This is a genomic window from Solwaraspora sp. WMMA2059, assembly GCF_027497315.1.
GTDB lineage: Bacteria > Actinomycetota > Actinomycetes > Mycobacteriales > Micromonosporaceae > Micromonospora_E.
The window spans coordinates 2,256,768-2,269,458 of the sequence record NZ_CP114908.1 but is presented as its reverse complement, the minus strand read 5'-3'; the positions used below and the strand labels follow the sequence as shown (position 1 = coordinate 2,269,458).

Sequence of the window (12,691 nt, the reverse complement as noted above, 5' to 3'; positions counted from 1 at the left end):
GCGGTTCGAGAGGTCAGGTTCAGCCCACCGGTACGGCGTGGACGGCCCGCAGGGCAAGCGCGGCGTCGAGCACGGCGACCATCGACGACCAGCCCTTGTCCTCGGCCGAGCCGGGCAGCCCGGCCCGGTCGCGGGCCTGGTCGATGGTCTCGACGGTGAGCACGCCGTGCCCGACCGGGGTGGACTCGTCGAGTGACACCCGGGTCAGGCCGTCGGTGACCGACCGGCACACGTAGTCGAAGTGGGCGGTGGCGCCGCGTACCACCACGCCGAGGGCGACCACCGCGTCACAGCGCCGGGCCAGGGCCTGGGCGACGACGGGCAGTTCGACGGAGCCGGCGACCCGGACCACCTGCACGGCGGCGACGCCGCAGGCGTCGGCGGCGGCGAGCGCCCGGGTGAGCATCGCGTCGACCAGGTCGGTGTGCCAGCGGGCGGCGGCGACGCCGACGGCAAGCCCGGCGGCGTCGACGGTGGAGACTCCGGGTTCGCCGAATCCGGCCATCAGGCCCGCCCTCCGGATAGTTCGCCGACCGGGTCGAGGTCGGCCGCGCCGTCGACGCCGTCAAGGTCGGCCGGTGCTGTGCCGGCCGGCTGATCGAGTCCGTCGAGCAGGTGGCCCATCCGGTCCCGTTTGGTACGCAGGTAGCGCACGTTCTCCGGATGCGGATGGACGGTCAACGGTTCCCGCCCGACGACGTTCAGGCCGTACCCGGTCAGCCCGGACACCTTGTCCGGGTTGTTGGTGAGCAGCCGGATCGATCGGACCCCGAGGTCGTGCAGGATCTGCGCACCGGTGCCGTAGTCGCGGGCGTCGGCGGGCAGGCCGAGTTCCAGGTTGGCGTCGACAGTGTCCCGTCCCTGGTCCTGCAACTGGTAGGCGCGCAGCTTGTGGGCCAGACCGATGCCCCGGCCCTCGTGGCCGCGCAGGTAGAGCACCACGCCGCGGCCCTCGGCGACGACCCGGGCCAGGGCGGCGTCCAGCTGCGGGCCGCAGTCGCAGCGCAGCGAGCCGAAAACGTCCCCGGTGAGGCACTCGGAGTGCACCCGGACCAGCACGTCACGACCGTCGTCGAGGTCACCGTGGACCAGGGCGATGTGTTCGGCCGGGTCGTGGGCGACCCGGTAGCCGACGGCGCGGAACACCCCGTACGGCATCGGCAGCCGGGCCTGCGCGACCCGCTCGACGTGGGTCTCGTTCCGCCGCCGGTGGGCGATAAGGTCGGCGATGGTGATCAGGGTGAGCCCGTGGTCGGCGGAGAACTTCTCCAGGTCGGGCAGGCGCATCATGGTGCCGTCGTCGTTGACCAGTTCGCAGAGCACCCCGGCGGGGCGCAACCCGGCGAGCCGGGCCAGGTCCACGGCGGCCTCGGTGTGACCGGGCCGGTGCAGGACACCGCCGGCGCGGGCGCGCAGCGGCACGACGTGGCCGGGCCGGGACAGGTCGGTCGGGCCGGCGGCGGGGTCGGCGAGCAGCCGCAGGGTGTGTGCCCGGTCAACGGCGGAGATGCCGGTGCTGACGCAGTCGCGGGCGTCGACGGTGACGGTGTACGCGGTGCCCCGCCGGTCCTGGTTGGTGTGGTACATCGGCGGCAGGTCGAGCCGGTCGCACTCGGCCTCGGGCAACGGCGCGCAGATGTAGCCGGAGGTGTGGCGCACCATGAACGCGACGAGTTCGGCGGTGGCGTGTTCGGCGGCGAAGATCAGGTCGCCTTCGTTCTCCCGGTCGGCGTCGTCGACGACCACCACGGCCCGGCCGGCGGCCAGGTCGTCGAGGGCCTGTTCGACGGTGCCGAACCCGGCGGCGGTCACGGGCGGACTCCGCCGACGGACCGTGCCCCGTCCAGTTGCTTCGCCACGTACTTCGCGATCACGTCGACCTCCAGGTTGACCAGGGCCCCGACCGGTTTCCGGCCGAGGGTGGTGAGTTGCACAGTGGTGGGAATCAGCCCGACGCCGAACCAGCCGGCCGTGCCGGACCCGGTCGCGGCCGTGACCGCCGCCGTGGTGTCGCCGTCGGACACCTCCATGACGGTCAACGAGACGCCGTCGACCGCGATTGAACCTTTCTCCACGACGTACCGGTGCAGGCCGGTGGGCAGGCTGAACCGGACCTGCTCCCAGCGGTCGCCGGGGGTGCGCCCGACGACGGTGGCGACCCCGTCGACGTGGCCCTGCACCAGGTGTCCACCGAGGCGGGTGGCGAGGGTGGCGGCGCGTTCCAGGTTGACCGGGTCACCGGGCCGCAGTGTCCCCAGTGAGCTACGGTCGAAGGTCTCCTTCATCACGTCGACGACGAACCGTTGCCCGTCGACGGAGACGACGGTGAGGCAGACGCCGTTGACCGCGATGGAATCGCCGTGCCGGGCGTCGGCGGCGACCAGTGGGCCGTGGACGGTGAGCACGCCGCTGTCGCCGTGCCAGTCGAGCGGGCCGGCCTCGCCCAGCTCCTCAATGATGCCGGTGAACATCGACTCAGCCCTCTTTCTGCCGGGGTACGGCGGTGATCCGCAGGTCGGGGCCGACCTGGGTGACGTCGACGATGGTCAGGTCGATGGCGTCGGCGATGGTGTGCACTCCGGCGTCGCCGAGCGCGGCGGGGCCGGCGCCGAGCAGCCTCAGGGCGAGGTAGCCGACCACCCGGTCGACCAGGCCGGCGCGCAGGAACGCTCCGGCGAGCACCGGGCCGCCTTCCAGCAGCGCGGAGCGGATGCCCCGGTCGTAGAGGGCGGTCAGCAGGGCGGTGAGGTCGACCCGGCCGCGGTGGTCGGCGCCGACGTCCGCGGTGGTGGCGATCCAGGTGCCGGCGGCAGCGTCCCGGACCCGGGCGTCGGCCGGGGTACGCCCGGAGCTGTCCACGATCACCCGGAGCGGCTGCCGGACGGCGGGTCCGCCGGTGCCCGGGGTCCGGACGGTGAGCCGAGGGTCGTCGGCGAGTACGGTGCCGACGCCGGCGATGATCGCGTCGGCGGTGCCGCGCAGCGTGTGGACGTCGGCGCGGGCCGCCTCCGAGGTGATCCACATGCTGGTGCCGTCGGCGGCGGCGGAGCGGCCGTCGAGCGTGGCGGCGTACTTCCAGGTGATGTAGGGGCGGCGCCGACGGACGGCGGTCAGCCAGGCGATGTTGGCGTTCTCGGCCTCGGCGGCGCGCAGCCCGACCTCGACGTCGATGCCGGCGGCGCGCAGCGTCTCGGTGCCACCGGCGGCGATCGGGTTGGGGTCGGGTACGGCCAGCACGACGCGGGCGAGCCCGGCGTCGACCAGGGCGGTGGAGCAGGGTCCGGTGCGTCCGACGTGGTTGCACGGTTCGAGGGTGACGACGGCGGTGCCGCCACGGGCCCGGTCGCCGGCCTGGGCGAGGGCGGCGATCTCGGCGTGCGCCCCGCCGGCGTAGGCGTGGAAGCCTTCGCCGACGACGTGGCCGGCGGTGTCCAGCAGGACGCAGCCGACGATGGGGTTGGGGCTGACCGAGCCGAGGCCACGGACCGCGAGGTCGATGGCGCGCCGCATCGCCTCGTCTTCGGAGAGGATCGCCATGGCCGTTTCTCTTCTCCTCGCCTGCCGGGGTGCGCGGCGGGCGGGAGGTGCCGGGCCCGGTGGGGGTGGCCGGCGACAGCATGGCGGCGGCGGAACGCCTCGGCGCCCGGCCACGACGGACCGGCCCCGGGGCGCTGCACGGGTACGGCGGTGCCAGTCGGCACGCCACACCTGAGCGTCCGTTCCGCGCGCTGTCTCCCATCCGGACTGTCTGGGCCGGTCCGTGCCACGTCGGCACGGTCTGGCCCAACCGTCGGCTCCGGAGTCTCACCGGATCCACCGGGCGTCGTCTGCGACTACGACCGGGTCGCGGGCTGGCCACGGCTCGCGCCGTGGATCACCGCCGGTTCGGAATTTCACCGAGTCCCGCCAGCGCGTGGTGGGTGCTTCTCCGAGTGTTACACAGTGCACGGGGATCATCGCCAGAGACGCGACCGACCTCACAGCTGTCGGATACCCGACAGAAGGTCGGTCGTCGGCCTGTTCTGGCAGGTCAGTTGGTGGACAGCCGGCGGTCGACCGCGATGTACGAGCCGGGTTGGCTCTTGGCAACCGACTTCATCTCGTTGGCCACCGTAATGATCTCGCGGGGGTCGCTGAACCGGCGGCTGCCCGCCGACACCGCCACCCCGACCGAGAGGGTGACCAGGGCAGCCTTCTGCAGTTTGCCGCGCCGGTCCTTGACCTCCACGTAGCCGCGCCGGGCGTCGGACGGGTCGTACAGCTCGTCGGCGGCCTTCTCGAAGTCGAGGATCGCCTGCTCGATGATCGGCCGCACCTGTTCGGGCGCGCAGACCACCACGAAGTCGTCGCCGCCGATGTGGCCGAGGAACGCCGGCGGCAACCCGATCGACACCACCGCCCGGTGCATGCAGCGGGCCAACGCGGAGATGAACTCGTCGCCGCGGGCGAAGCCGTACACGTCGTTGACGCTCTTGAACCGGTCGATGTCGACGTAGCCGACGGCGTAGTCGGCGCCGCTGCGGACCCGGTCGGTGATCTCCCGGCTGACCCGGGTGTTGCCAGGCAGCCCGGTCAGCGGGGACACCTCGCGGTACTCGCGGTTGCGCCGCAGCGTGGAGCTGACCCGGGCGATCAGCTCCGAGGTGTCGAAGGGCTTGACCAGGTAGTCGTCGGCGCCGGCGGTCAGCCCGACGACCTTGTCGACGGTCATCCCCTTGGCGGTCAGCATGATGATCGGCAATGCGGCGGTCATCGGGTCGGCCCGCAGCCGCCGGGTCAGGTCCAACCCGCCGATACGGGGCATCATCAGATCGACCACGGCCAGGTCCGGGCGGTGCCGTTCGATGATCTCCAGAGCCTCCTGACCATCATGGGCGAGCATCACGTCGAAGCCGTGCAACCGCAGGTTGACCTCGACGAACCGGGCGATGTCGACATCGTCGTCGACGACAAGGATCAGGTCCGGCCGGGACTCGGCCCCTTCCGGGCTCACCACCGTGGCGCGGTCCGCTCGGCGATCTGCCGCAGTCTGCGGACCGCCTCGGCGGGGTCCTCGGCGCCGTACACGGCGGTGCCGGCGACGAACGCGTCCGCGCCGGCCGCGGCGGCCTGCTCGATGGTGTCCGCGGCGATCCCGCCGTCGACCTCAATCCGCAGCTCAAGATGGCCGCTGGCGGCGTGCCGGCGGGCGGCGCGGACCTTCTCCAGCATCTCGGGGATGAACCGCTGGCCGCCGAACCCGGCCTTGATCGTCATGACCAGCAGGGTGTCGAAGCTGGGTAGCAGCTCCAGGTAGTCCTCCACCGGGGTGTCCCGGTCGACCGCCAGGCCGGCCTTGGCCCCGGCCGACCGCAGCTCCTTGGCCAGCGCCACCGGGTCGTCGCACGCCTCGGCGTGGAAGGTGACGTTGTACGCGCCGGCGTCGGCGTAGCCCGGTGCCCAGCGGCGCGGGTCGGTGATCATCAGGTGCACGTCGAACGGTAGTGAGGTGGCCGGCAGCAGGCTCTGCACCACCGGCAACCCGATGGTCAGGTTCGGCACGAAGTGGTTGTCCATCACGTCGACGTGCAGCCAGTCCGCCGTCCCCTCGACCGCGCGGGCCTCGTCGGCCAGACGGGAGAAGTCGGCGGCCAGGATGCTGGGCGCGATGAGCGGCGCTGGTGCGGTCACCGCGCCAGTCTACGAACGTGAGCAAGCGTTCCACACCCGCCACGACGATCGCCCGCCCGACGGCGGACCCGACGGCCGACCCGCCGATGGACGGCCGACCCGGCGGTCGGCGGGCGGGTAGCCGGGGCGGTCGGCGGGGCGGTCGGCACCGGGCCCGCGACCGGGCGTCGCAGGCGGGTACGCCGGCCCAACAATCCGCGCGAATGCGTTATTGACTGCCATTTACCGACATACGCAACGGCGCCGGTGGTGGCTCGAATAGCTCCAAGATCCACCACCGGCAATGCAAAATTTCCGATTGTAGCCACGACAGCACCTTCGGTAAGGTGGCCGCCATGACCGACCCGCGTCGCGTCGACGCAGATCCGGCTGCCCGCAGCAGATCCAGGCCAGTTCCACGGCTCAGCCTGCGGGAAAATCTCGTCGGGATGCGGGCTATGCGCCGGGATCAGCTTGCATTCCTGCAGGACGCGGTCCGTAACCACGGTGACATCTTCAGGATACGTCTCGGTGGTATACCGATGGTGGTACTGACCAACCCGGAGCACATCCACCATGTCCTGGTCGACAAACACGCCAACTACGACAAGGAAAGCTTTCTCTGGCGTACGGTCCGGGCGATCCTCCGGGAAGGACTGATCGGCAACCGGGGCGACGAGACCTGGCAACGTAACCGCCGGCTGATGCAGCCGACGTTCAACCACGCCAGCGTCGCCCGCTTCGCCCCGAACATGACCGGCCTGACCGCGGACATGATCCACCGATGGGCGCCGGAGGCTGCCTCCGGTGCGCCGGTCGACGTCGTCGGACCGCTCACCGACCTGGCGCTGAAGATCGTCCTGCGGTCGCTGTTCGGCGTCGAGCCCGACGAGCGCAGCCACCAGTTCGAACGCGACTTCCTGGAAGTCAACCGCCGGCTCGGCGACTTCCTCCGGTTCCCCTTCCCGCCGCTGAGCTGGCGCACCCCGTCCCGCAACCGGATCCGTGCACTGACCCGGAAGCTGGACGGCTTCGTCCGCTACCTGATCGACACCCGCCAGCACGAGCGCGACAGCGACCACCGGGACCTGTTCAGCCTGCTACGGCACGCGGTGGACCCGGTCACCGGCACCAGGCTCACCCCGGACCAGCTCTCCAACGAGATCCTGGCGATGATCATCGCCGGGTACGAGACCACCAGCAACTCGATCTCCTGGGTGTACTACCAGTTGGCCCGCCACCCGCAGGTGCAGCAACGGGTGCACGACGAGGTCGACACCGCCCTCGACGGGCGGGTGCCGACCTTCGACGACCTGCCCCGGCTGCCGTACACCCGGATGGTCATCGACGAGACGCTGCGGCTGTTCACCCCCGCCTGGCAGACGATGCGGCGGGCGGCGACCGACGATGTGGTCGGCGGCTACCGCATCCCGCAGGGCACCGAGGTGCTGATGAACCTGCTCCTGCTGCACCGGTACCCGGACTTCTGGCCCGACCCGGACCGCTTCGACCCCGACCGCTTCACCCCGGCAGCGGTCGCCGCCCGGCCCCGGCACGTCTACCAGCCGTTCGGCAGCGGCCCGCGGCACTGCATCGGCAAACACTTCGCCCGTACCGAGCTGCACCTGATCACCGTGATGCTCGCCCAGACGTTCGCGGTCAGCCTGCCCGAGGGCGCGCCGCCGGTCGGTTTCGCACCGCTGGTCACGCTGCACCCGGCGGGCGGCATGTGGCTCCGACTGCACCGTCGCTGACCTGCACCATCGCTGACCGGTCCACCGCGTCGACCCGTGGAAAGTGAGAAGAGCATGTCCCCGCAGGTACGCAGCCGAGCCCCGGGCGGCACCCGGGAGATACCCACCGTCACGCCGGGCAGCGGCGTCGGCGGCACCTTGGCCTTCAAACCCTGGATATTCACGGGGTCGTGATCTTGTAACGGTTTCGTGAGGCCCGGAAACGCGGAAGTGCCTGCCAGGCAAGGGAAAATGGTGATTGCGACATCTACCAGGATCTCTAGCGAGGAGGCACTTCCGACGTGCGTGAGCTTACCGGATGGTCGAAGGACCTGCGTGTCACCGCCGACGGTGACGGGGTGGTGGCGATGGTCGGGGTGGCGGGCCTACGCATGCTCGCCGACCGCACCGGCCTGACGGCGGGCATCTCCACCGTGCTAGCCAGGCCGGGATTCGATCCGGTCCATGACCGGGGCCGGGTCCTGACTGACATCGCGTGTTCGATCGCCGCTGGCGGGACAGACGTGTACGACATCGAGGCGCTACGGGCCCAGGCCGCGTTGTTCGGGCCGGTGGCCTCGGACACCACCGCCCTGCGCGCGCTGGGTGAGATCAGCGACAGCGGTCTGCACCGCATCGACGCCGCGCGGGCGAAGTCGCGCGCGCATCTGTGGAGCCTGCTACCGGCCGGCGTGCCGGAGGCGACCTACGCCGGTGGCCTGAGCATGGGCGGGACGATCGTGCTGCGGGTGGACGGCACCATCACCGTGGCCCATTCCCGCAAGGAACACGCCGAGGCGACGTTCAAGAAGACGTTCGGGTTCCACAGCCTCGGCGTGTGGATCGACAACACCGGTGAACTGGCCGCCCTGATGCCCCGCCCCGGCAACGCCGGGGCGAACACCGCCGCCGATCTGATCGAGGTCCTGCGCCAGGCCATCGCGCAGATACCCGCCGACCGACGCGACGACCTGCTGATCACCTCCGACGGTGCCGGCGCCTCACACACGCTCATCGACTGGCTGCACAGCCTCGACCAGACCGGTGGGCGTCGAGTGGCGTACTCGATCGGGTTCGACGTCGACGAACACGTCCGGGCGGCATGCAACCGCCGACCCGACGACTGGTGGGTCCCGTGCCTGTCCAACACCACCGGCGAGGTCATCGACGGCCTTCAGGTCACCGAGATCACCGACCTGCTCCGCGAGCGGCTGACCGGCCTGAAGTGGCCGAAGACGATGCGGGTCATCGTGCGCCGGCGCAAGCTGTTCGACCACGAACAGGCCACCCTGTTCGACACCTGCGGCTACCGGTACTCGGCGTTCGTCACCAACACCGGCGCCCACGGCCCGGACGGCCTGTCCGTGCAACGCGCCGACGCCCGTCACCGCGTACACGCCCGCGTCGAAGACGACGTACGCACCACCAAGGACACCGGCCTCGGGCATCTGCCGTCCAAACAATGGCAGGTCAACAAGGCCTGGTGCGCCGCCGTCACCATCGCCGTGGACCTCACCGCGTGGATGCGCCTCTACGCGCTGACCGGCGCCCTGGCCAAGGCCGAGCCCAAGACACTGCGTTACCGGATCTTCCAGACCCCCGCACGCCTGGTCCGCGCCCGCCGCTACCGGTGGCTACGCCTACCCCACACCTGGCCCTGGGCCACCGACCTGGCCACCGCCATCGAGATCATCCGCCGGATGCCCATGCCCGCCACCTGACCACCCACACCACCGCCCCGACGACCAGGAGGAACCCCAGGAGACCACGCCACCGGCGCGACAGCCGGCCCACAACCACACCCAACGGAGCCGATACATCCACCGCCAACGATGCAGACTCGCTGGTCATCGAACGGCGTCAGACCCACGAAGAATCAGGGTCAAACGCGACCAGCTCGCCTTCCTCGGCCGGGGCGTCGACCGCTACGGCGACATTTTCCGGTTCCGGCCCCTGGGTATCCCAATGGTGCTGGTCAACCATCCCGACTACATCCGGCATGTGCTGGTCGACGAGGGCGAGAAGTACGACAAGAACGCCGTCCTGTTCAAGGTCGTCCGGCCGGTGCTGCGCAAAGGGCTCATCGCCAACCCGGACATGGATCTGTGGCGACGGCAACGGCGGATGATGGCACCGCACTTCACACCCCGTACGGTCAGCTCTTTCACCCGAAACATGACCGACGAAGCCGAACAAATGCTCGTCCGGTGGGAGCAGAATTACGGCCGGGGCGGCACCCTCGACGTCACCGACGAGATCGGCCAACTCGCCCTACGAATCGTCAACCGGTCGCTGTTCAGCGCGCAGGTCGGCGACATCGCGCAGGCCTTCGAACGGGCATTCGGCGAGGCCAACGCGATCCTCGGCGCGTTCTTCCGATTCCCGTTCCCGCCGCTGAGCGTGCCGACCCCCCGGCACCGCCGGCTGCGGGCCGCGATCGCCGACATGGACACCTTCGTGTCAACGTTCATCAACCGCCGGCTGCACGAGGAGGTGCCCACCGGCGAGGAGACCGACCTGCTCACCCTGCTGCTGCACACCGTCGACGAGACCGACGGCCAGCGGATGGACCTGGAACAGCTGCACCACGAGGTGCTCAACATCTGCATCGGCGCCTACGAGACCACCACGAACACCCTGTCCTGGGCGTTCTACCTGCTCGCCCGGCACCCAAGGGTGGAGGCGAAGCTGCACGCCGAGGTCGACTCGGTGCTCGCCGGCCGGACGCCGACCTTCGAGGACCTGCCCCGGCTGCCGTACACCCGGATGGTCGCCGACGAGACGCTGCGCATCTACTCACCGGCGTACCAGTTCATGCGCCGGGCCAGCTCGGCCGACGTGATCGACGGTTACCGGGTGCCGGCCGGCACCAACATGCTGATCAACAGCTACCTGCTGCACCGGCACCCCGACTTCTGGGACGACCCGGAACGCTTCGACCCGGAGCGGTTCACCCCGGAGCAGGTGGCGCGGCGCCCGAAGCACGTCTACGTGCCGTTCGGCAGCGGCCACCGGATCTGCATCGGCAAACACTTCGCGCTGTCCGAGCTGGTCCTGGTGCTGGCCTCGGTGGCCCGTCGGCACCGGCTCGTACTGCCACCGGACGCACCCGAGGTGCGGCCGGAGGCGCTGATCACCCTGCACCCCAAGGGCGGGGTCCACCTCAACCTGGAGTACCGGTGACCTTCACGGACGACACGGCCAGCCACCTGAGCCTCGACCCGGTCCAGCAGACCCTCGACCGCTTCCCCTACCAGCTCAACCCGCACGTCGAACAGGCCCGCGCGCACCTGACCAGTTGGGTACGCGATACCGGACTGGTGCTGCGTGAGCAGGCCCGCGCCCGATTCGACCACGCCGACTTCGGCTGGTTCGCGTCGATGGTCTACCCGACCGCCGACGCGGCGCATGCCGAGCTGATGGCCGACTGGTTCGCCTGGCTGTTCCTGGTCGACGACCAGTTGGACGACGGTGCCGACGGACGCAGCCCGCAGCACCTCGCCGAGGTGATGGCCGCGATGCGGCGGGTGCTGTCCGCCGACGACTTCGGCGCCGCCGACGCGCGGCGCCGGGACCTGCCCCGGGCGGTGTCGTCGCTGGCCGACCTGTGGCGGCGTACCGCGCCGGACGCCACCGCCCGCTGGCGGCAACTGTTCGTACGGCACCTGGAGCAGTGCCTGACCACCGCCGCCACCTGGGAGGCCGGCAACCGGCTGTCCGGCACCGTGCCGGACGAGGCCACCTACATCGAGAAACGCCGGCACACCGGGGCGATCTACGTCTGCATGGACTTCATCGACGTCGTCGAACGAATCGACATGCCCGACGAGGTGTACGACAGCGCGCCGTTTCGCACCGCGCTCGACGCCGCCTGCAACGTGGTCTGCTGGACCAACGACATCTACTCGCTGGACAAGGAACGCGCCCTCGGCGAGGTACACAACCTGGCGTACATCGTCGGCTACCACCATGGGCTAGACCGCGACGCGGCGGTCGACCGGGTGACCCGGGCGATCGACGCCGAGACCGACCTGTACCTGGCGGCGGAGGCGCAGCTGCGGCGGACCTTCCCCGGCCGGCCGGCGGTGCTGGAGCCGTACCTGGCCGGGATGCGCAGCTGGATGCGCGGCAACGTCGACTGGTCCAGCCGGACAAAGCGCTACCAGCCGACGCCGGCGACCACCGAACCGGCGCCACAGGAGTATCTGGAGGCCACGTTGCTCGGGAGCCAGGGTTGACCGCCACGACCACCGCACAACGCGACGCCTGGGCGCGACTGGCGGCGGCGCGGACGTTGATCGAGCCGCAGCTGCGCCGCGCCGTCGACCGGCTCGCCGACCCGATCCACACCGTCGCCGGCTACCACTTCGGCTGGTACGCCGCCGACGGCAGCCCGGCCGAAGCCGGCTGGGGCAAGGGGCTGCGCGGCGGCCTGGCACTGGCCTGCGCCGAGGCGGTCGGTGCCCCGGCGGACCGGGCGGTGCCGGCGGCGGTCGCGGTGGAGCTGGTGCACAACTTCACCCTGCTGCACGACGACGTGATGGACGGCGACCGGACCCGGCGTGGCCGGCCCACCGCCGGGGCCGCGTTCGGCGACGCGCAGGCCATCCTGGCCGGTGACGCGCTGCTCGCGCTGGCCTTCGACACGGTACGCGGGCAGGCCGCCCCAGCCGCCGCCGAGCTGTGCCAGGTGCTGCTGGATCTGGTGGCCGGGCAGAGCGCCGACGTGGCGTTCGAGTCACGTACCGCCGTGGGGTTGGACGCCTGCCTGGCGATGGCGGCCGGCAAGACGGCGTCGCTGATTGGCGCCGCCTGCGCGGTCGGCGCGATCAGCGGCGGCGCCGCCCCGGACCGGATCGACGGGCTGAAGGGGTACGGCCACCACCTGGGGATGGCGTTCCAGCTGGTCGACGATCTGCTTGGCATCTGGGGCGACCCGGCGGTGACCCGCAAACCGGTCGGCGCCGACCTGCGGCAGCGCAAGAAGTCGCTGCCGGTGGTGTTCGCGATGGGCAGCGGCACGCCGGCCGGCGCCGAGCTGACCCTGCTGTACGCGATACCGGGCGGGTTCACCGACGGGCAGGTGGCCCGGGCCGCGCTGCTCGTCGAGCAGGCCGGCGGCCGGGACTGGGCGAGGCGGGAGGCGGACCGGCACCGGGCGGCGGCGCTCGACCGGCTGGCGACGGCCCGGCCCGAAGCCGGCGCGGGTACGGCGCTCGCCCAGCTCGCCGACCTGGCCACCCATCGGGACCACTGACCGTGCTAGACAGTGCTCCGGGGCCCGGCCGGTCGGCGGTCGACCCGGTGTC

12 protein-coding genes are annotated in these 12,691 nt (G+C 71.1%); 6 read left to right on the top strand and 6 right to left on the bottom strand.

Translation table 11 applies throughout. The features are described 5' to 3' along the window. Window positions 1–19 precede the first annotated feature (19 nt). From ribH to rpe, 6 genes are all read right to left on the bottom strand, one after another. Window positions 20–505, bottom strand: coding sequence for a 6,7-dimethyl-8-ribityllumazine synthase (gene ribH / locus O7553_RS10430; RefSeq protein ID WP_281554603.1), 486 nt, complete (start codon window positions 503–505; stop codon window positions 20–22). Then, on the bottom strand, window positions 505–1,812 hold the full coding sequence (locus O7553_RS10425; RefSeq protein WP_281554602.1) for a bifunctional 3,4-dihydroxy-2-butanone-4-phosphate synthase/GTP cyclohydrolase II: 1,308 nt from the start codon (window positions 1,810–1,812) through the stop codon (window positions 505–507). Before O7553_RS10425 ends, ribH begins: the two co-directional genes overlap by 1 nt. Beyond that, entirely contained in the window at window positions 1,809–2,471 is a 663-nt protein-coding gene (locus O7553_RS10420; protein WP_281554601.1) for a riboflavin synthase, read from the bottom strand. Before O7553_RS10420 ends, O7553_RS10425 begins: the two co-directional genes overlap by 4 nt. 4 nt (window positions 2,472–2,475) lie before the next feature. Further along, entirely contained in the window at window positions 2,476–3,537 is a 1,062-nt protein-coding gene (gene ribD, locus O7553_RS10415; protein ID WP_281554600.1) for a bifunctional diaminohydroxyphosphoribosylaminopyrimidine deaminase/5-amino-6-(5-phosphoribosylamino)uracil reductase RibD, read from the bottom strand. A gap of 493 nt (window positions 3,538–4,030) precedes the next feature. Further along, the gene (locus O7553_RS10410) at window positions 4,031–4,996 is read right to left on the bottom strand and encodes a response regulator (RefSeq protein WP_281554599.1); all 966 of its coding nucleotides are present in this window, start codon (window positions 4,994–4,996) and stop codon (window positions 4,031–4,033) included. Further along, entirely contained in the window at window positions 4,990–5,670 is a 681-nt protein-coding gene (rpe, locus tag O7553_RS10405; protein ID WP_281554598.1) for a ribulose-phosphate 3-epimerase, read from the bottom strand. The genes O7553_RS10410 and rpe overlap by 7 nt, the downstream gene beginning before the upstream one ends. Window positions 5,671–5,687: 17 nt before the next feature. Between rpe and O7553_RS10400 the strand changes: the two genes are divergently transcribed. The 6 genes from O7553_RS10400 (at window position 5,688) to O7553_RS10375 (ending at window position 12,639) form a co-directional block, all read left to right on the top strand. Continuing rightward, entirely contained in the window at window positions 5,688–5,885 is a 198-nt protein-coding gene (locus O7553_RS10400) for a hypothetical protein (RefSeq protein WP_281554597.1), read from the top strand. Window positions 5,886–6,005: 120 nt separating this feature from the next. Beyond that, window positions 6,006–7,403, top strand: a complete 1,398-nt coding sequence (locus O7553_RS10395; RefSeq protein WP_348651193.1) for a cytochrome P450 — start codon at window positions 6,006–6,008, stop codon at window positions 7,401–7,403. Window positions 7,404–7,684: 281 nt separating this feature from the next. Next, entirely contained in the window at window positions 7,685–9,103 is a 1,419-nt protein-coding gene (locus O7553_RS10390; protein ID WP_281550523.1) for an IS1380 family transposase, read from the top strand. A gap of 97 nt (window positions 9,104–9,200) precedes the next feature. Continuing rightward, complete coding sequence (locus O7553_RS10385; RefSeq protein ID WP_348651202.1) at window positions 9,201–10,565, top strand: cytochrome P450; 1,365 nt, start codon at window positions 9,201–9,203, stop codon at window positions 10,563–10,565. After that, a complete protein-coding gene (locus tag O7553_RS10380; protein WP_281554596.1) occupies window positions 10,562–11,620 on the top strand; it encodes a hypothetical protein in 1,059 nt (352 codons plus the stop codon). Before O7553_RS10385 ends, O7553_RS10380 begins: the two co-directional genes overlap by 4 nt. Further along, on the top strand, window positions 11,617–12,639 hold the full coding sequence (locus O7553_RS10375; RefSeq protein WP_281554595.1) for a polyprenyl synthetase family protein: 1,023 nt from the start codon (window positions 11,617–11,619) through the stop codon (window positions 12,637–12,639). The genes O7553_RS10380 and O7553_RS10375 overlap by 4 nt, the downstream gene beginning before the upstream one ends. The last annotated feature ends 52 nt before the right edge of the window (window positions 12,640–12,691 follow it).

Coding starts and splice junctions, on each gene's coding strand:
- ribH (WP_281554603.1), bottom strand. CDS start 505: ATGGCCGGATTCGGCGAACCCGGAGTCTCCACCGTCGACGCCGCCGGG.
- O7553_RS10420 (WP_281554601.1), bottom strand. CDS start 2,471: ATGTTCACCGGCATCATTGAGGAGCTGGGCGAGGCCGGCCCGCTCGAC.
- ribD (WP_281554600.1), bottom strand. CDS start 3,537: ATGGCGATCCTCTCCGAAGACGAGGCGATGCGGCGCGCCATCGACCTC.
- O7553_RS10395 (WP_348651193.1), top strand. CDS start 6,006: ATGACCGACCCGCGTCGCGTCGACGCAGATCCGGCTGCCCGCAGCAGA.